This is a genomic window from Streptomyces chartreusis (genome assembly GCF_008704715.1).
In the GTDB taxonomy this organism is placed as follows: Bacteria; Actinomycetota; Actinomycetes; order Streptomycetales; family Streptomycetaceae; genus Streptomyces; species Streptomyces chartreusis.
This window is the reverse complement of sequence record NZ_CP023689.1, coordinates 5,959,831-5,978,674: the sequence shown is the minus strand read 5'-3', so window position 1 is coordinate 5,978,674 and position 18,844 is coordinate 5,959,831. Positions and strand designations below refer to the sequence as shown.

At 68.3% G+C, this 18,844-nt stretch carries 12 protein-coding genes and 2 rRNA genes; 5 read left to right on the top strand and 9 right to left on the bottom strand.

Annotated features, from left to right (window positions below; all coding sequences use genetic code 11):
• Nucleotides 1-6: 6 nt before the first annotated feature.
• The 7 genes from CP983_RS26260 to mtnA all read right to left on the bottom strand — a co-directional run bounded on the left by CP983_RS26260 (nucleotide 7) and on the right by mtnA (nucleotide 9,328).
• Entirely contained in the window at nucleotides 7-753 is a 747-nt protein-coding gene (locus CP983_RS26260; RefSeq protein ID WP_030951627.1) for a response regulator, read from the bottom strand.
• 201 nt (nucleotides 754-954) lie between these two features.
• Entirely contained in the window at nucleotides 955-1,647 is a 693-nt protein-coding gene (gene hpf / locus CP983_RS26255; protein WP_371127647.1) for a ribosome hibernation-promoting factor, HPF/YfiA family, read from the bottom strand.
• A gap of 315 nt (nucleotides 1,648-1,962) precedes the next feature.
• The gene (locus tag CP983_RS26245) at nucleotides 1,963-3,099 is read right to left on the bottom strand and encodes a ComF family protein (RefSeq protein WP_150502191.1); all 1,137 of its coding nucleotides are present in this window, start codon (nucleotides 3,097-3,099) and stop codon (nucleotides 1,963-1,965) included.
• Nucleotides 3,100-3,414: 315 nt separating this feature from the next.
• Nucleotides 3,415-5,256: an LpqB family beta-propeller domain-containing protein gene (locus CP983_RS26240; protein ID WP_150506884.1), complete on the bottom strand. Its 1,842-nt coding sequence runs from the start codon at nucleotides 5,254-5,256 to the stop codon at nucleotides 3,415-3,417.
• Nucleotides 5,246-7,324, bottom strand: coding sequence for an MtrAB system histidine kinase MtrB (gene mtrB / locus CP983_RS26235; protein WP_125528183.1), 2,079 nt, complete (start codon nucleotides 7,322-7,324; stop codon nucleotides 5,246-5,248). Before mtrB ends, CP983_RS26240 begins: the two co-directional genes overlap by 11 nt.
• A 1-nt stretch (nucleotide 7,325) precedes the next feature.
• Complete coding sequence (mtrA, locus tag CP983_RS26230; protein WP_015659998.1) at nucleotides 7,326-8,015, bottom strand: two-component system response regulator MtrA; 690 nt, start codon at nucleotides 8,013-8,015, stop codon at nucleotides 7,326-7,328.
• 161 nt (nucleotides 8,016-8,176) lie between these two features.
• Nucleotides 8,177-9,328 carry an S-methyl-5-thioribose-1-phosphate isomerase gene (gene mtnA / locus CP983_RS26225; RefSeq protein WP_150502189.1) on the bottom strand — a complete coding sequence of 384 codons (1,152 nt, stop codon included), beginning with the start codon at nucleotides 9,326-9,328 and terminating at the stop codon, nucleotides 8,177-8,179.
• A 140-nt stretch (nucleotides 9,329-9,468) separates the two neighbouring features.
• Between mtnA and CP983_RS26220 the strand changes: the two genes are divergently transcribed.
• The 5 genes from CP983_RS26220 to CP983_RS26200 are packed head-to-tail and all read left to right on the top strand — an operon-like array spanning nucleotide 9,469 to nucleotide 15,145.
• Nucleotides 9,469-10,800 (top strand): proline-rich domain-containing protein, encoded by a 1,332-nt coding sequence (locus CP983_RS26220; RefSeq protein ID WP_150502187.1) that lies wholly within the window; start codon nucleotides 9,469-9,471, stop codon nucleotides 10,798-10,800.
• A gap of 4 nt (nucleotides 10,801-10,804) precedes the next feature.
• Nucleotides 10,805-11,647 carry a DUF4129 domain-containing protein gene (locus CP983_RS26215; protein ID WP_373309892.1) on the top strand — a complete coding sequence of 281 codons (843 nt, stop codon included), beginning with the start codon at nucleotides 10,805-10,807 and terminating at the stop codon, nucleotides 11,645-11,647.
• A complete protein-coding gene (locus CP983_RS26210; protein WP_150502185.1) occupies nucleotides 11,644-12,846 on the top strand; it encodes a DUF4350 domain-containing protein in 1,203 nt (400 codons plus the stop codon). The genes CP983_RS26215 and CP983_RS26210 overlap by 4 nt, the downstream gene beginning before the upstream one ends.
• Nucleotides 12,846-13,835, top strand: a complete 990-nt coding sequence (locus CP983_RS26205; protein WP_126903288.1) for an AAA family ATPase — start codon at nucleotides 12,846-12,848, stop codon at nucleotides 13,833-13,835. The genes CP983_RS26210 and CP983_RS26205 overlap by 1 nt, the downstream gene beginning before the upstream one ends.
• The gene (locus tag CP983_RS26200) at nucleotides 13,835-15,145 is read left to right on the top strand and encodes a DUF58 domain-containing protein (protein WP_150502183.1); all 1,311 of its coding nucleotides are present in this window, start codon (nucleotides 13,835-13,837) and stop codon (nucleotides 15,143-15,145) included. Before CP983_RS26205 ends, CP983_RS26200 begins: the two co-directional genes overlap by 1 nt.
• Before the next feature lie 98 nt (nucleotides 15,146-15,243).
• Here the strand turns inward: CP983_RS26200 and rrf are convergent.
• Both rrf and CP983_RS26190 read right to left on the bottom strand, forming a co-directional pair.
• Nucleotides 15,244-15,360, bottom strand: a 5S ribosomal RNA gene (rrf, locus tag CP983_RS26195).
• 99 nt (nucleotides 15,361-15,459) lie between these two features.
• Nucleotides 15,460-18,579, bottom strand: a 23S ribosomal RNA gene (locus CP983_RS26190).
• Between the last annotated feature and the right edge of the window lie 265 nt (nucleotides 18,580-18,844).

Genomic DNA, 18,844 nt, shown 5'->3' with positions numbered 1-18,844 from the left:
CCGGACTCAGCGGATCTCGAGGATCTTCTCCCGCATCGCGTAGACCACGGCCTCCATCCTGGAGTGCAGCTGGAGCTTCTCCAGGATGTTGCGCACGTGGTTCTTCACGGTGTTCTCGGAGATGAACAACTCCTTGGCGATGTCCCGGTTGTTCATCCCCGTCGCGACGAGCTTGAGGACCTCCAGCTCGCGATCCGTCAGCCGCGGCGCCGGCACCAGCCGGCGCTCGTCCGTCCGCTGGATCATCGACTTGAACTCGGTGAGCAGCTTCGACGCCATGGACGGGCTGATCTGCGACTGCCCGTCGGCCACCGCGCGGATGGCCGTCGCCACCTCGTCCGTGGAGATCTCCTTGAGGAGATAGCCGGTCGCGCCCGCCTTGATCGCGTCGTAGAGGTCGGCCTCCTCGTCGCTGATCGTCAGCATGATGATCTTCGCGCTGGGGGCCACCTCCTTGATGGAGGTGCAGGCCTCGATCCCGCCCCGCTTGGGCATCCGCACGTCCATCAGGACGATGTCCGGCAGCAGGTCGGCGGCCTTGTCGACGGCCTCCGCGCCGTCGCCCGCCTCCCCGACCACCTGGATGTCCTCCTCGGCCGCGAGCACGATCTCCAGTCCACGGCGGAACAGGGCGTGGTCGTCCACGACGAGGACTCTGATCGGTTCCTTGCGTGGAGAGCCCGTGTCAGGGCCCATGCCGACGACATCACCGTCGGCATCCTCGTCCCGCATCGGTCCGAAGCTGTCCGCCATCGTTCCTCCCCCTGAAGGCTGCGGCTGGTCATATGCCATCGCCAACCCAAGGCAGCGGCCCACCGGTTGGGCCGGTGCGGCCATGATTTCATGCCCGACCGACACTCCGGTGACAAGCGGGGCGCGAAGTGGTCGCACACCGGTGCCCCTGGGGGCGCACGCGCGCTCCAGGGGCACCGGCTCAGCTGTCAGCCGGGTGGATCAGCCGCCCAGCGTGCCACCAGCCGCGGGAGATTGCGCCTGGGTGACCATCGGATCCGTGTTGAGGTGGATGACCCCGTAGTCATAGGCGTGCCGCCGGTAGACGACACTCGGCTCCTTCGTCTCGGAGTCGACGAAGAGGTAGAAGTCGTGTCCGACCAGCTCCATCTCGTAGAGAGCCTGGTCGAGGGTCATCGGGGAGGCGACGTGCGTCTTCTCGCGTACGACGAGGGGCCCTTCGCCCTTCACCTCGAGCGAGCCGATCTTCTTGGTGGGAACTCCGTCCGGCTCTTCTTCCTGGAAGGTGTGGCCGTTGCCGTTGAGCGTCGCCGCGCCCGGAACGTGGTCGGGAACCTCCGCCGCCGTGAGCCGGCGTGACCCTCGGCGCGAGAAACGCTTGTCGTGCTGCTTGCGCAGCCGCGCATCCAACTTCTCCGCAGCCAGATCGAGTGCCGCGTACGGGTCGCTGGCCGCTGCCTCCGCCCGGATCACCGGACCGCGGGAGCGGAGCGTGATCTCCACTCGATCGCTACGGTCGGCCTGTCGCGGGTTGGGCTCCTTGGACACCTCGACGTCGAGGCTGATCACCTTGGCATCGAGCCTCTGGATCTTCTCCAGCTTCAGCTTCTCGGCCACGTGCTTGCGGAACCGCTCGGGCACCTCGGTCTTGCGGCCTTTGACGACGATGTCCACGCAGAACTCCGTTCCCGGATCGCCCCGCTCCATAGGCGGAGCATCTCCCTTTTGCACCAGGCCCCGGGGAACCCCGAAGCCTCGGACTCGGTGACTTCCACCTCCTCCTCCCCCATGGGCAAGATCTCCACCCCATGGCCGCGGCTGATTGCGCAAAACCCGCGGCACGGCATTCGGATATGACAGGGATGGCCTGCGCCTTTCCCTCACAACCGAACATATCTCGCCCGGACGGATGTCGTCACCCTCTACTGCGGCGTACCTCCGTTCAGGTGAATTGACCCTCTCGTTACCTGCAACGATGCAAGTTCTCAGTCAGTTCCGGTTTATTTCGAAAGAATCCGGAGGCGCAGCTACCACAGCCGCACGGATCAGGTCATCAGGCCGTCCGGTACCCATGATTCCCGGCACCTCACGCGTCCGCCGCACAGCGCCCTCCGTCGGTCCGGCCTTCCGTTCCCCTCTGCTTTCCCGACTTCTCGCTCGATACACAAGGGTTGCCCCGTCACCACACCCCGCGGGGTCCGCGGTCCCCCATCTATACGCGTCCACCTCCCCTTCCGTTCCGCCGTACACGCTCCGTCCTTCCAGCCCGTCCACACTCAGTCCCTCCAGGCCGGAAACACCCGCCGACTCCGCGCCGACCTGCACCCCCTCCCCATCGGACGTCTCCGCCCGCTCCGGTGCGCGAGAGCCCGCCGCCGCAGCCCCCGTGGCCGTGGCCGCCCGCAAGGCCCGCGCCGCCTCCGCCAGGGACGCACCGGTCGTCATCAGGTCGTCGACGAGCACGACCGGACCACCGCCCACGAGCAGCCGGCCTCCCCCGGGAGCGACCGTCAGCGCGCCCGCGAGATTGTCCAGCCGCTGCCGGGAGTTGAGCCCCGACTGGTCGGCCACCGCACGCCCCTGCCGCAGCACGGCGAGCACACGGGCCGGCGTCCCGGTCCGCCGCAACTCACTCGCCGCCGCGAGCGCGATCCGCCGCGCCGGATCATGCCCTCGCGCCCGCACGGCACCGCGTGCCGAGGGCACAGGCACGAGCAGCACCGCCGCACCAGCACTGCCGGTCGACCGCCCCGCCTCCGCTTCGAAGGCCCGCGCCTGTCCGCCCAGCGTCCGCACAGCCCGTCCGCTCACACCACCGCCATCCGCACAGGCATCCCGCAGCCCCGCCCGTACAGCCCCCGCCAGGGCCGTCCCGAGCGGCGCCGCCAGTGCCAGCGCGCCGCGTTCCTTGTGGGCCAGCAGCGCGGCCCTCGCCTCGTCCTCGTACCTCGCTGCCGCGTGCACGACCGGCAGCCCGGACGGCTCCGGCACCGGTCGCACCCGGCTCGGTGCGGTCCCGCTCAGGACGGCACGGCACTCCGGGCAGAGCACCGTGCGAGGCCTCCCACAGCCTCCGCACTCGGCCGGCAGCACCAGATCGGTGAGGTCCCGCCACCACCCCCGCATGCCCACCACTGTGCCAACGCCGGCGCCGGCCGACCACCCCTGTGGATAACTCCCTGTGGAAAACTCCACGGCCCTTACTCGGGCGCCCATTCCGTCCCGCACCGGACCCGCGCCGGATTCCCGCACAGCCGAATGCCGCGGGCTGGCACCGAATGCCACCGAATACGCCGGACAAGTAAAACGGCCGCTTTCGGCCGGAGTCCCACTCCGGCCGAAAGCGGCCGCCACACTCGCCGTCGACCACTCGCCGTCGCCGCACACGCCATCGGCACACGCACCGCCGTCAAACCCCGGCGGCCGGCCCCGGACGAAACCTCACCCCGGATAGACCGGCGCCGTCCCGTCCGTCACGACCTTCTGCCACTGCTCCCCGGACGGCAGCCGCACGATCCCGTCCTCCGAGTAGCCGACCAGCGGCAGCCGTGCGTCCTCGGACGCGGTGATCTCCTTCACCCCGCTGAGCGCCGCGGGCGCCGGCCCTTCCGGAGTGGAGCCGTCGACCTGCACGTACCGCATGGTCTGCACGCCGCCCTTCTCCCGCCCGACCACGACGAGCCGGCTGTCACCGGCCCACGACATGGCCGAGACCTCCTCCAACGCGGGCGTGGCGGAACGCAGTTCGCGCACCGAGACGGCCGACTGGTCGCCTTCCTTGCCTGCGTCACTGCGCTCGATCCGCCCGATCAGCAGCGACGACTTCTCGCCCTGCTTCACCACGAGCGCGATCCGGACGCCGTCGGCGGCCACCCGCACGGACTCGATGCGCCCCTCAAGCCCGGTCGGCATGTTCACGGTGACCGGGTCGTCCACGCCCTCCTTGAGCAGGAGCAGCCGGGGGTTGTCGGGATCGCGGTCGGCGATCCACAGATCGCCCTGGGCGTCCCAGCTGGGCGCCGAGAGCCGCTCGTCCGCCGTCTTGCCCGCGCTGGTCAGCTCGGGATCGCCGAGCGGGCCGCCCGCCACCAGTGCCCCGACGTAGAGGTTCTTGCCGTCGAGACCGACGCCGGCCGCCATGTCCTCGTCGCGCGACACCCCCACCGACTTCAGCTGCGCGTCGCCCTCGCCCAGCGCGCCCGGCACGAGGTCCGGCTTCGTGTCGTTGGTGGCCGCGTCCAGCCGTACCAGCCGGTGCTTGTCGTCGAGGAAGTACAGATAGTCGGCGCGCTCCACCGACCCGCGCGTCGCGACGCCCTCCGCGTCGTTCTCGGACAGCACGCACAGCTGGCGACCGCCCGCGCGCAGCGCGACCTCGTCCACAGTGGGCGTGAGTTTCTGGAGGGTGAACAGCAGCTGGGCCGCCATCTCGTTGCACTTGGTCAGCCCGACGCGCGCGGCCTTGTCGTTCAACGGCACGGTCAGCCGGTTCTGATCGTCGGTCGACAACGTGGTGTCGTCCGACTTCAACGCCGTACCGGTCGGGAAGCTCGACCTGACCACCGGGTTGAGCCAGCTGGTGGGCCCCTTCAGCAGGGAGCGCACGGTCTGCGTCATGGGGTCGACGTTGCGGCGCACATAGACCGGGTCGGCGACGGCCGCCGTATGCGGGGAAGCCCCGAGCGTGGTGTTCGTGGCGAAGTAGTACTTGTCGACGGACATGTAGTTGCGCTGGAAGTCCGACTTGCCCATGACGACACCGCGCGGTGGCACGTCGATGCGCCACTGCTTGGTCTTCTTGTCCCGGGTGAGGTGCATCGCCTGGCTGTACTCCCCGCTGGCGGGCGCGTACGACTGCTGCGAGTCGACCGTGGCGACCTTGTCGCCGGTCAGCCGGTACGAGAGGTTGTCGGTCTCCTCCCGGCCCCCCACACGATCCACGTCGGCGGCCGGCCCGTCGGCGAGCACCATCGTGGACAACAGGGGCCGCCAGTTGTCCGACGCCTCCTTCGTCAGGTACTTGCGTGCCATCTCGTAGTCCGGATCGTCGCTGGTCAGCGCCTCCAGGAAGCCCGACACGATCTCCGACGACGAGGCGTCCTCGTGCGGCGGCATCGCGAAGACCCGCACCTGCGCCTCCTGCCGCGGCGTGGACTCCACGCCGCGCAGATCCCCGCTGTCGGGCATCGAGGCGCACCCGGCCAGCAGTACGGCGCCACAGGCGACGTACGCCGCCGCGCGCCCCGGCCTGTGCCGGACGCCCCCCTCGCGGTCAGCGCCCACGAGATGCCTCCCCATGCTTGCTCGACTCCTCGGTGTGCCCGGCTCCGTCGCTCGGGGGTTCCTGCCTCTCGGGCTCGTCGTCCTGGCGCCGCGCGCCCGACGCCGGCCGGGGAACCACGCGTGCGCCGTTGCCGGGCAGTGCCGTCGGATCGGCCTTGGGGGCCGAGGAAGCTCCCAGGCGGGGGGCGATCGGGTCCCTCGACGGCATCGCGGCCGCCTGGTCGCCGTTGTGCTGCGCCGGCACCGTGGCGGCCTTCTCCCCGCCGCCGCGCGGCAGGCCGGCGTCATTAAGTCCGCGATTGCGGCGCGAGTCCTTGGGCTCCAGGGGTATCGGCGAGCCCCGCAGCGGCTCGTCAGCGGTCCGCGGCAACGTCAGCCGGAACTGCGAACCGCCTCCCGGCTCGCCCCACGCCTGGAGCCAGCCGCCGTGCAGCCGTGCGTCCTCCAGCGCGATGGACAGCCCCAGACCCGTACCGCCGGTGGTACGCGCGCGTGCCGGGTCGGCCCGCCAGAAGCGGCTGAAGACGCGCGTCGCCTCGCCGGGCTTGAGCCCGACGCCGTAGTCGCGCACCGCGACCGCGACCGCCCCGCCCGCCGACGCGAGCTTGACCACCACGTCCTTGCCCTCGCCGTGCTCGACGGCGTTGACGACGAGGTTGCGCAGCACGCGCTCCACGCGCCTGGCGTCGGCCTCGGCGACGATGGGCTGCTGGTCACCGACGATGCGTATGTGAGTGCCCTTGCGCTCGGCGAGCGGCTCGGCCCCGCTGACGACGCGCCGCACGACCTCCCTGAGGTCGATCGGCTCCGCCTCCAGCGCCGCCGCGCCCGCGTCGAAGCGGCTGATCTCCAGCAGATCGGCGAGCAGCGACTCGAACCGGTCCAGCTGGTCGGCCAGCAGCTCCGCCGACCGCGCGGTCACCGGATCGAAGTCCTCGCGCGCCTCGTGGATGACGTCGGCGGCCATGCGCACGGTCGTCAGCGGCGTCCGCAACTCGTGCGAAACGTCGGACACGAACCGCCGCTGCATCCGCGACAGGTCCTCCAGCTGCTGGATCTTCAGCTGGAGGTTCTGCGCCATCTTGTTGAAGGCCTCGCCGAGTCGCGCGATGTCGTCCTCGCCGGTGACCTTCATCCGCTCCTGGAGCCGCCCGGCCGACAGCCGCTCGGCGATCCCGGCCGCCATCCGCACGGGCGTGACGACCTGCCGCACCACGAGCCAGGCGATGGCCCCGAGCAGTACGACGACGAAGAGCCCTGCGGTGGCCAGCGTCCCCTTGACCAGGCTCAGCGACTTCTCCTCCTGCGTGAGCGGGAAGAGGTAGTACAGCTGGTACGGGTCGCCATTGGGGTCGTTGACCTGCTTGCCGATGACCAGCGCCGGCTGGGACTCCTTGTCGGCGTTGGAGTTGTAGTTGATGCGGGTGTAGCTCTGGAACGCACCCGTACTGCTGTCGATCCGCTCACGCAGATCCTCGGGCACGCTGCCCGTCGGGTTGACGTCACCGGAGGCCCGCGGCCCGCGTCCACCGGTGTCGCCGCCCGCGGAGGCCGGCAGGGTCACCACGTCGAAGGCGCCCTGGCCGCCGCTGGAGAGCGAGGAGACGAGGTCGCTCATCCACTGGATGACGTTCTGCTCGGAGCGCTCGCCCGACGCCGGACCGTCGTCGGCGGTCCCGGCCGCGGCCTCGTCGGAGCTCTTCTTGGCCGCCGCGAACCCGCCCGCGGCCTGGCTCTGGGAAGCCTTCACCTTCGCGTCCAGCAGGCCGTTGCGCACCTGCCCGATGACGACGAAGCCCAGCAGCAGCACGACGCCGAGCGACATCAGCAGCGTCGTGGCGACGACCTTGAGCTGGATGTTGCGCCGCCACAGCCGCATGACGGGCAGCAGCGGGCGGCGTATCCAGCGCAGCACGAGCCGAAGGACCGGGCTGCCCTGGACTCCGCCCTGAAGCAGCCCGCCCTCGAGAAACCGTCCCCAGCGGGAGCCCGCCGACTTCCGGCCGACAGGCCGCTCCGGACGGGACCCGGTCGAACCGGGGGCCGCAGCGGCACTGTCCCGGGACATGTCAGCTCGGCCCTGCCTTGTAGCCGACACCGCGAACGGTCACGACGATCTCCGGCCGCTCCGGGTCCTTCTCGACCTTGGAGCGCAGCCGCTGTACGTGCACGTTGACCAGCCGGGTGTCGGCAGCGTGCCGGTAGCCCCACACCTGCTCGAGGAGCACCTCACGCGTGAACACCTGCCACGGCTTGCGCGCCAGCGCGACCAGCAGGTCGAACTCCAGCGGCGTCAGCGCGATGGACTGCCCGTCCCGCTTCACGGAGTGACCGGCCACGTCGATGACCAGGTCACCGATGGCGAGCTGCTCCGGCGCCGGCTCCTCGGACCTCCTGAGCCGCGCCCGGATACGGGCCACGAGCTCCTTCGGCTTGAACGGCTTCACGATGTAGTCGTCGGCGCCGGACTCCAGACCCACGACGACATCGACGGTGTCGCTCTTCGCCGTGAGCATCACGATCGGCACCCCGGACTCCGCCCTGATCAGGCGGCAGACCTCGATGCCGTCCCGTCCGGGCAGCATCAGGTCCAGCAGCACCAGATCAGGTTTGGTCTCCCGGAATGCAGCCAGCGCCTTGTCGCCGTCGGCTACGAAAGACGGCTCAAAACCTTCACCACGCAGCACGATGCCGAGCATCTCGGCCAGTGCGGTGTCGTCGTCGACGACAAGGACTCGTCCCTTCATAAACGACATCATCCCATTCTCATAACAGTGGCGAAGGCAGTGGTGAGATAGGTCACCGGCCAGTGACCTTAGTCGTAGGCGGTCGCCACTGTCTGCCCTGGCTTTCACTACAGGGCGTGACCTTTGAGAGGGTCTGTCCCACTCTGCCCGCCCGACTGGTTCCAGCCGCTATCTCACAACGACTGCGTCACCTGCCGCGACCGGGCGCACAGCTCGGCCAGCGCCTCGGCCGTCACCGGAGACACGACACCCTCCTCCGTGACGATCGCCGTCACCAGCTCCGGCGGCGTCACATCGAACGCCGGGTTGTACGCCTGCGTCCCCAGCGGCGCCACCGGAATCCCGCCTCCGGGCTCCCCGCCCGCCACCGGCGCCTGAGGCGCGGCGAACTCGGTCACCTCGAACCCGGGCCGCTGCTCGACCTCGATGGACGCCCCGTCCGACGTGCCCTCATCCACCGTCGTCAGCGGAGCCACCACGATGAACGGCACATGGTGATACCGCGCGAGCACCGCGAGCGGATAACTCCCCACCTTGTTCGCCACCGACCCGTCGGCCGCGATCCGGTCCGCCCCGATCAGCACCGCGTCCACCTCACCGGCGGCGAACAGCGAGCCCGCCGCGTTGTCGGTGAGCAGGGTGTACGCCATCCCGTTGCGGGCCGCCTCGTACGCCGTCAGCCGCGCCCCCTGCAGCAGCGGCCGCGTCTCGTCCACCCACAGCCGCCTGAGCCGCCCGACCCGCTGCGCCGCGAGCGCCACCGCAAACGCCGTGCCCTCCCCGCCCGACACCAGCGCTCCGGTGTTGCAGTGCGTGAGAATGCGGTGCCCGCCACCGGGCAGCAGCTCGTCGAGCAGCGCCAGTCCCCGCTCGGCCATCCGAGCGCTGGCCTCGGCGTCCTCCTTGTGCAGCGCCCGCGCCGCACCCAGCGCCGCACCCGCCGCCTGCTCCACGTCCCCACTGCCGGCGAGCTCGGCCCGGTACGCGTCCTGGGCCCGCCGCACACCGAGGGCGAGGTTCACCGCCGTCGGCCGGGCACCCGCCAGCGACTCCGCGGCCGCGTCCACGTCGAAGCCTCGCGCGGCGGCGAGCGCGACGCCGTACGCCCCGGCGATCCCGAGCAGCGGCGCCCCGCGCACGGCGAGCGAACGGATCGCCTCCACCAGCGCGGGCGCGTCCGTACAGACCAGCTCGACCTCCTCGGCCGGCAGCCTCGTCTGGTCGAGAAGGACCAGTACGGGGCCTTCTGGTGGTTCGTCCCATCGGATCGCCGGAATCTCGATCGGCCTGCTGTCCTCGCCGGATTGCGCGTGCTGATCAGCCATACGGTCAGTCTGCCCCTTGTACGCCGGACAATTGAAGGTGCGCAGCCCATACCGCGGCCGGTACCCATCCGACCACCCCATGGCACGATGGCTGCCAACCTGCCGCCGCGACCGCGGACGGGCACCGTGAAGGAGCGACGATGAAAGACACTCCGGGCTGGGCCTCGCCCGGATCCGCCCCGTCCGACGGCCAGGAACCCGGCGCGTCCGGTCCTGCCGAGCCCGCAGACCGTCCCGACCCCGCGCAGCAGCCAGGAGCGGACCCGCAGGGCCCCGGCCCGAAGTGGTCCAAGGAGCAACCGCCACCCGGCCAGTGGTCCGCCCCGACCGGCACACCGACGCCCGGCCAGACCCCACCGCCCCCACCGCCCGGCCCTGGCTGGGGCGCCCCACCGGCCGGCCCCGGAGGCCCAGGCGGATACGGCGGCGGCCACCCGGGCTACGGCCCCGGCGGACACGGCGGCTGGGGAAGTGGCTGGGGCGGACCCCCGCCCGCGGCCAAGCCCGGCGTGATCCCCCTGCGCCCGCTCGGCGTCGGCGAGATCCTCGACGGCGCGGTCTCCACCATGCGCACCTACTGGCGCACGGTCCTCGGCATCTCCCTGACCGTCGCCATCGTGACGGAAATCCTCGTCATCCTCCTTCAGGGCTTCGTCCTGAACGACCGCACCAGCACCGACGCCCTCAACGACCCGAGCGCCAGCCTCGACGAGCTGACCCGCGCAATGGGCGACGCCATGCTCAGCTCCAGCGTGATCTTCCTGATCTCGATGATCGGCGCGATCGTGGCGACGGCCCTGCTGACGACGGTCACCAGCCGCGCCGTGCTGGGCAAGTCGGTGACCACCCGCGAGGCCTGGAGCGACGCCCGCCCTCAGGTACCGCGCCTCTTCGGCCTGCTCTTCCTGCTGCTTCTCATGACCTTCGGCGTGGTCTTCGCGGGCGCCCTGCCCGGCATCCTCGTGACCGCCGCCGGCTCCAGCGGCGCGGGCGTGGCACTCACCATCCTCGGGATCATCGGCGGCTTCATCGTCGCACTGTGGCTGTGGTTCCGCTTCTCCCTCGCCTCCCCCGCGCTGATGCTGGAGAAGCAGGGCATCGTCAAGTCCCTGAGCCGTTCCGCCAAGTTGGTCCGCGGCTCCTGGTGGCGGGTCTTCGGCATCCAGTTGCTGGCCACGATCATCGCGAACATCGTCGCGGCGATCGTCGTCATCCCCTTCACCTTCCTCGCCGCCGCCCTCAGCGGCGACGCCGGCGCCAACATCCTGGACGGCACCACCGACCTCGGCTGGACGTTCCTCATCGTCAGCGGCGTCGGCTCGGTGATCGGCTCCATGATCACCTTCCCGATCACGGCCGGCGTCACCGTCCTGCTCTACATCGACCAGCGCATCCGCCGCGAAGCCCTCGACCTCGAACTGGCCCGCGCGGCCGGCGTCCAGGACTACGGCACCAACACTCCGGGGAGCTGAACGGGTGGGCTTCACGGGGGGAGTTCTCACAACGGCGTCAGCACTGCCGGACACAGCCGCACGCGCCTTCCTCGGCGCGGGCGACGCCTCGGTACACACCGCGCTCAGCATCCGCGACACATCCGTGCGGGCGCTGTCGCGCTCTGCCGACACATCCGTGCTGTCGCTGCTCGCCCGTTCCGACGACGAGCCGCCCCTGACGACCCCGCGCGACCCCGCGCGGGAAGCGGCCCGGCGCGAACTGTCCAAGGGCATGTACCACGAGAACGACCCCAGCTGGTTCCAGCGCGCCCTGGACTCCTTCTGGGACTGGGTCGAGGACCTGTTCAACAGCGCCTCGACCGTGACGCCCGGAGGACCGCTCGGCCTGGTCGTCGTCATCCTGGTCGTCGTGGCGGTGATCGGCGCCCTGTGGTGGCGCCTGGGCACGCCACGGCGCCAACCCACCTCCTCCGCCGCCCTGTTCGACGACCGCCCCCGCAGCGCCGCCGAACACCGCGCCGCCGCCGAGGCACACGCCGCCCAGGGCCACTGGAACCAGGCCGTCCAGGAGCGCATGCGCGCCATCGTCCGCTCCCTGGAGGAACGCGCGCTCCTCGACGTCCGCCCCGGCCGCACCGCGGACGAGGCCGCCGCCGAAGCAGGCCGCTCCCTGCCCGCCCACGCCGACCGACTGCGCGCCGCCGCCCGTGACTTCGACGACGTCACATACGGCGGCCGGACCGCGACCCAGCAGGCATACCGGCGCATCGCGGAACTCGACCGCGACCTGGAGAACACCAAGCCCCAACTCGCGAGCAGCGCCCCCAGCACGGCGCACAACGCCCGCCAGGGAGCCGCCGAATGACCACCGAGGCCACGCTCCCCTCCACCTCGGCCTCGCCCACCGCCCGCCAGCTGTGGACCCGCGCGCGAGGTGTCGCCCTCGCTGTCGTGCTCCTGCTGACGGCCGCCGTCGTGATCGCCACGATCCGCTCCGACGCCCGGCACGGCGCCCTCGACCCACGCTCCGCCGACCCCAAGGGCAGCCGGGCGGTCGCCGAACTCCTCGCCGACCGAGGCGTGGACACGCGCGTCGTCGCCACCCTGGACGAGGCACGCGCCGCGTCCGCCGCGAACACCACTCTCCTGGTCGCCGACCCCGACCTGTTGACGCACCGTCAACAGTCCGAGCTGCGTTCGGCCACCACGGACACCGGCGGCCGCACCGTCCTCATCGCCCCCGGCAGCTGGTCCGTCGAACGCCTCGTCCCCGGGGTCACCGCGGACCCCGCCACCAGCCTCGACTCGGAGCTCGCCCCCGACTGCGCCCTGCCCGCCGCCCAGCGCGCGGGCACCGCCGACCTCGGCGGCGTCCGCTACACCACGACCCACCTCAACGCGGACGAGTGCTACCCCAGCGAGCGCCTGGCGACCCTCCTGCGCGTCCCGGAGACCACCGGGGACGGCGACACCGTCGTCCTCGGCGCGCCCGACATCCTCTACAACGAACGCCTCGACGAGCAGGGCAACGCCTCCCTCGCCCTCCAACTCCTCGGCTCCCGCCCCCATTTGGTCTGGTACCTCCCCTCGCTCTCCGACACGTCGGCCGCCGACGAGGACGACGAACGCAGCTTCTTCGACCTGCTCCCCTCGGGCTGGCTCTGGGGCACACTCCAGCTCTTCATCGCCGCAGCCCTGACCGCCCTCTGGCGGGCACGCCGACTGGGCCCCCTCGTGCCCGAAAAACTCCCCGTGGCGATCCGCGCCTCCGAAACCGTCGAAGGCCGCGCCCGCCTCTACCGCAAGGCGAACGCCCGCGACCGCGCGGCCGCCGCTCTTCGCTCCACAACCCGCACGCGCCTCGCCCCCCTTGTCGGTGTCCCCGTCTCCCAGGCACACGCGCCCGAGGCCCTGCTCCCCGCCCTGTCCGCCCACCTCCACACCCACGGGGACGGACAGGCCCTGCAGACTCTTCTCTTCGGCCCGCCGCCCGGCGACGACGCGGCACTCATCTCCCTCGCCGACCAACTCGACGCCCTCGAAAGAGAGGTACGCCGTCCATGATGGACCCGACCACTGACAACGCCGGGAACACCGGGGACCCGGGCACCGCCCGAGCATCCCTGGAAGCCCTGCGCGCCGAGATCGCCAAAGCCGTGGTCGGCCAGGACCCCGCCGTCACCGGCCTCGTCGTCGCCCTCCTCTGCCGCGGACACGTCCTACTAGAAGGAGTCCCCGGGGTCGCCAAAACGTTGCTCGTCCGCGCCCTCGCATCCGCACTCGAACTCGACACCAAGCGCGTCCAGTTCACCCCCGACCTCATGCCGAGCGACGTGACGGGCTCCCTCGTCTACGACACCCGCTCCGCAGAGTTCTCCTTCCAGCCAGGCCCGGTCTTCACCAACCTCCTCCTCGCGGACGAGATCAACCGCACCCCGCCGAAGACCCAGTCGTCCCTGCTGGAAGCCATGGAGGAACGCCAGGTCACGGTCGACGGCACGCCCCGCCCGCTCCCGGACCCGTTCCTGGTCGCGGCGACCCAGAACCCGGTCGAGTACGAGGGCACCTACCCCCTCCCCGAAGCCCAGCTGGACCGTTTCCTCCTCAAGCTCACCATCCCGCTCCCCTCCCGCCAGGACGAGATCGACGTCCTCACCCGCCACGCCGAGGGCTTCAACCCGCGCGACCTCCGCTCCGCCGGCGTACGCCCCGTAGCGGGCCCGGCCGACCTGGAAGCCGCCCGCGCGGCAGTGGCCAAGACGACGATCTCCCCCGAGATCACGGCCTACGTCGTCGACATCTGCCGAGCCACCCGCGAGTCGCCGTCACTCACCCTGGGCGTCTCCCCACGCGGCGCCACGGCCCTCCTCGCCACCGCCCGCGCCTGGGCGTGGCTGACCGGCCGCGACTACGTCATCCCCGACGACGTGAAGGCCCTGGCCCTGCCCACCCTCCGCCACCGCGTACAGCTCCGCCCTGAAGCCGAGATGGAAGGCGTCACCGCAGACTCCGTGATCAACGCGATCCTCGCCCACGTCCCCGTCCCCCGCTGATGGCACTCACCGGACGCGCCGCACTCCTGGCGGCCCTGGGCTCCCTCCCCGTAGGCATCTGGGATCCCAGCTGGACAGGCATCCTCGCGGTCAACGCCCCCTTGCTGGCAGCCTGCGCCTGCGACTTCGCACTCGCGGCACCGGTACGCCAACTGCGCCTGACCCGCTCCGGCGACACCTCCGCCCGCCTGGGCGAAACGGCCGACGTGACCCTCACGATCACCAACCCGTCCCGCCGCCTCCTCCGCGCCCACCTCCGCGACGCCTGGCCCCCCAGCAGCTGGGAGCCCGGCACAGAAGTGGCGGCCTCCCGCCACCGCGTGACGATCCCGCCCGGCGAACGCCGCCGCATCACCACACGCCTACGCCCCACCCGCCGAGGCGACCGCCAGGCCGACCGCGTGACAATCCGCTCCTACGGCCCCCTGGGCCTCTTCTCCCGCCAGAGCACCCACAAAGTCCCCTGGGCGGTACGCGTCCTCCCCCCGTTCACAAGCCGCAAGCACCTGCCCTCGAAACTGGCCCGCCTACGCGAACTGGACGGCCGCACCAGCGTCCTCACCCGAGGCGAGGGCACGGAATTCGACAGCCTGCGCGAGTACGTCCCAGGCGACGACACCCGCTCCATCGACTGGCGTGCCACGGCCCGACAGTCCACGGTCGCGGTACGCACCTGGCGCCCCGAGCGCGACCGCCACATCCTCCTCGTCCTGGACACGGGCCGAACCTCAGCAGGACGAGTCGGCGACGCCCCCCGCCTCGACGCCTCCATGGACGCAGCTCTGCTCCTGGCCGCCCTCGCTTCCCGAGCCGGCGACCGCGTCGACCTCCTCGCCTACGACCGCCGCGTACGTGCCCTGGTCCAGGGCCGCACAGCCGGCGACGTCCTGCCTTCCCTGGTCAACGCGATGGCCCCACTCGAACCGGAACTGATCGAAACGGACGCCCGAGGCCTAACAGCCATGGCTCTCCGTACGGCCCCTCGCCACTCCCTGATCGTGCTGCTTACGACCCTGGACGCAGCCCCGATCGAGGAGGGCCTGCTCCCCGTCCTCTCCCAGCTCACCCAACGCCACACAGTCCTGCTCGCATCAGTGGCAGACCCCCACATCGCACGCATGGCAACGGCCCGCGGAAACACGGACGCCGTCTACGAGGCCGCAGCCGCCGCCCAGGCCCAGAACGAACGCCACCGCACAGCAGACCAACTCCGCCGACACGGCGTGACCGTCGTCGACGCAACACCGGACGACTTGGCGCCGGCTCTGGCAGACGCATACCTGGCCCTCAAAACAGCAGGCCGCTTGTAGTTGAAAGGAATTGCAGGCCCTTCTACAGGAGGGCTTATGCACGGCGCCTGAAACGCAGAAAGGCCCACGCCATACGGCGTGGGCCTTTCCTAAAATTTGTTCGGCGGCGTCCTACTCTCCCACAGGGTCCCCCCTGCAGTACCATCGGCGCTGTAAGGCTTAGCTTCCGGGTTCGGAATGTAACCGGGCGTTTCCCTCACGCTATAACCACCGAAACACTATGAAACTGTCGAACCATGCCACACCACACCCCAGAAACCCGGGATGCGGGGCTGTTCGTGGTTTCAGAACCAACACAGTGGACGCGAGCAACTGAGGACAAGCCCTCGGCCTATTAGTACCGGTCACCTCCACACGTTACCGTGCTTCCAGATCCGGCCTATCAACCCAGTCGTCTACTGGGAGCCTTACCCCATCAAGTGGGTGGGAATACTCATCTCGAAGCAGGCTTCCCGCTTAGATGCTTTCAGCGGTTATCCCTCCCGAACGTAGCCAACCAGCCATGCCCTTGGCAGAACAACTGGCACACCAGAGGTTCGTCCGTCCCGGTCCTCTCGTACTAGGGACAGCCCTTCTCAATATTCCTGCGCGCGCAGCGGATAGGGACCGAACTGTCTCACGACGTTCTAAACCCAGCTCGCGTACCGCTTTAATGGGCGAACAGCCCAACCCTTGGGACCGACTCCAGCCCCAGGATGCGACGAGCCGACATCGAGGTGCCAAACCATCCCGTCGATATGGACTCTTGGGGAAGATCAGCCTGTTATCCCCGGGGTACCTTTTATCCGTTGAGCGACGGCGCTTCCACAAGCCACCGCCGGATCACTAGTCCCGACTTTCGTCCCTGCTCGACCCGTCGGTCTCACAGTCAAGCTCCCTTGTGCACTTACACTCAACACCTGATTGCCAACCAGGCTGAGGGAACCTTTGGGCGCCTCCGTTACTCTTTAGGAGGCAACCGCCCCAGTTAAACTACCCATCAGACACTGTCCCTGATCCGGATCACGGACCCAGGTTAGACATCCAGCACGACCAGACTGGTATTTCAACGACGACTCCCCCTGAACTGGCGTCCAGAGTTCACAGTCTCCCAGCTATCCTACACAAGCCGAACCGAACACCAATATCAAACTGTAGTAAAGGTCCCGGGGTCTTTCCGTCCTGCTGCGCGAAACGAGCATCTTTACTCGTAGTGCAATTTCACCGGGCCTATGGTTGAGACAGTCGAGAAGTCGTTACGCCATTCGTGCAGGTCGGAACTTACCCGACAAGGAATTTCGCTACCTTAGGATGGTTATAGTTACCACCGCCGTTTACTGGCGCTTAAGTTCTCAGCTTCGCCCCACCGAAATGGAGCTAACCGGTCCCCTTAACGTTCCAGCACCGGGCAGGCGTCAGTCCGTATACATCGCCTTACGGCTTCGCACGGACCTGTGTTTTTAGTAAACAGTCGCTTCTCGCTGGTCTCTGCGGCCACCCCCAGCTCATGGAGTAAATCCAATCACCGGACGTGGCCCCCCTTCTCCCGAAGTTACGGGGGCATTTTGCCGAGTTCCTTAACCATAGTTTACCCGAACGCCTCGGTATTCTCTACCTGACCACCTGAGTCGGTTTAGGGTACGGGCCGCCATGAAACTCGCTAGAGGCTTTTCTCGACAGCATAGGATCATCCACTTCACCACAATCGGCTCGGCATCAGGTCTCAGACACATGTCAGGCGGATTTGCCTACCTGACGTCCTACACCCTTACCCCGGGACAACCACCGCCCGGGATGGACTACCTTCCTGCGTCACCCCATCACTCACCTACTACCACCTTGGTTCGGCGGCTCCACCACTCCCCTTTGCCCGAAGGCTCCAGGGCGGCTTCACGGCCTTAGCATTAATGGGTTCGATGTTTGACGCTTCACAGCGGGTACCGGAATATCAACCGGTTATCCATCGACTACGCCTGTCGGCCTCGCCTTAGGTCCCGACTTACCCTGGGCAGATCAGCTTGACCCAGGAACCCTTAGTCAATCGGCGCACACGTTTCTCACGTGTGAATCGCTACTCATGCCTGCATTCTCACTCGTGAACCGTCCACCACTGCCTTCCGGCGCGGCTTCACCCGGCACACGACGCTCCCCTACCCATCACAGCCTCCGTTGGGAGTATTGCTGCAATGACACGACTTCGGCGGTACGCTTGAGCCCCGCTACATTGTCGGCGCGGAATCACTAGACCAGTGAGCTATTACGCACTCTTTCAAGGGTGGCTGCTTCTAAGCCAACCTCCTGGTTGTCTCTGCGACTCCACATCCTTTCCCACTTAGCGTACGCTTAGGGGCCTTAGTCGATGCTCTGGGCTGTTTCCCTCTCGACCATGGAGCTTATCCCCCACAGTCTCACTGCCGCGCTCTCACTTACCGGCATTCGGAGTTTGGCTAAGGTCAGTAACCCGGTAGGGCCCATCGCCTATCCAGTGCTCTACCTCCGGCAAGAAACACACGACGCTGCACCTAAATGCATTTCGGGGAGAACCAGCTATCACGGAGTTTGATTGGCCTTTCACCCCTAACCACAGGTCATCCCCCAGGTTTTCAACCCTGGTGGGTTCGGTCCTCCACGAAGTCTTACCTCCGCTTCAACCTGCCCATGGCTAGATCACTCCGCTTCGGGTCTTGAGCGCGCTACTATACCGCCCTATTCGGACTCGCTTTCGCTACGGCTTCCCCACACGGGTTAACCTCGCAACACACCGCAAACTCGCAGGCTCATTCTTCAAAAGGCACGCAGTCACGAGATATGTGCAAGCACATATCCGACGCTCCCACGGCTTGTAGGCACACGGTTTCAGGTACTATTTCACTCCCCTCCCGGGGTACTTTTCACCATTCCCTCACGGTACTATCCGCTATCGGTCACCAGGGAATATTTAGGCTTAGCGGGTGGTCCCGCCAGATTCACACGGGATTTCTCGGGCCCCGTGCTACTTGGGTGTCTCTCAAACGAGCCGCTGATGTTTCGACTACGGGGGTCTTACCCTCTACGCCGGACCTTTCGCATGTCCTTCGCCTACATCAACGGTTTCTGACTCGTCTCACAGCCGGCAGACTGTGAAAGAGAGATCCCACAACCCCGCATACGCAACCCCTGCCGGGTCTCACACGTATACGGTTTGGCCTCATCCAGTTTCGCTCGCCACTACTCCCGGAATCACGGTTGTTTTCTCTTCCTGCGGGTACTGAGATGTTTCACTTCCCCGCGTTCCCTCCACTTGCCCTATGTGTTCAGACAAGGGTGACAGCCCATGACGACTGCCGGGTTTCCCCATTCGGAAACCCCCGGATCAAAGCCTGGTTGACGACTCCCCGGGGACTATCGTGGCCTCCCACGTCCTTCATCGGTTCCTGGTGCCAAGGCATCCACCGTGCGCCCTTAAAAACTTGGCCACAGATGCTCGCGTCCACTGTGCAGTTCTCAAACAACGACCAGCCACCCATCACCCCGCTGTCATCAGCGAGTTCACTGGGGCCGGCACCTGAAGGCAGCCTGACCGGCCGTACCTTCAGACACCCAACAGCGTGCCCGGCCGGACCCTGTCCGGAGATCATGCGTTCCACGCTCCGAAGAGCAGTACTGGCAAGCCTCCGACCCAGAAGATCGGCCGAATAATCAACGTTCCACCCATGAGCAACCAGCATCAGACATTCGCCG

What these genes read in the sequence shown, in the direction of transcription:
- CP983_RS26260 (WP_030951627.1), bottom strand. Translation starts at nt 753, where the DNA reads ATGGCGGACAGCTTCGGACCGATGCGGGACGAGGATGCCGACGGTGAT.
- CP983_RS26245 (WP_150502191.1), bottom strand. Translation starts at nt 3,099, where the DNA reads ATGCGGGGGTGGTGGCGGGACCTCACCGATCTGGTGCTGCCGGCCGAG.
- mtrB (WP_125528183.1), bottom strand. Translation starts at nt 7,324, where the DNA reads ATGTCCCGGGACAGTGCCGCTGCGGCCCCCGGTTCGACCGGGTCCCGT.
- mtrA (WP_015659998.1), bottom strand. Translation starts at nt 8,015, where the DNA reads ATGATGTCGTTTATGAAGGGACGAGTCCTTGTCGTCGACGACGACACC.
- mtnA (WP_150502189.1), bottom strand. Translation starts at nt 9,328, where the DNA reads ATGGCTGATCAGCACGCGCAATCCGGCGAGGACAGCAGGCCGATCGAG.
- CP983_RS26220 (WP_150502187.1), top strand. Translation starts at nt 9,469, where the DNA reads ATGAAAGACACTCCGGGCTGGGCCTCGCCCGGATCCGCCCCGTCCGAC.
- CP983_RS26210 (WP_150502185.1), top strand. Translation starts at nt 11,644, where the DNA reads ATGACCACCGAGGCCACGCTCCCCTCCACCTCGGCCTCGCCCACCGCC.
- CP983_RS26205 (WP_126903288.1), top strand. Translation starts at nt 12,846, where the DNA reads ATGGACCCGACCACTGACAACGCCGGGAACACCGGGGACCCGGGCACC.
- CP983_RS26200 (WP_150502183.1), top strand. Translation starts at nt 13,835, where the DNA reads ATGGCACTCACCGGACGCGCCGCACTCCTGGCGGCCCTGGGCTCCCTC.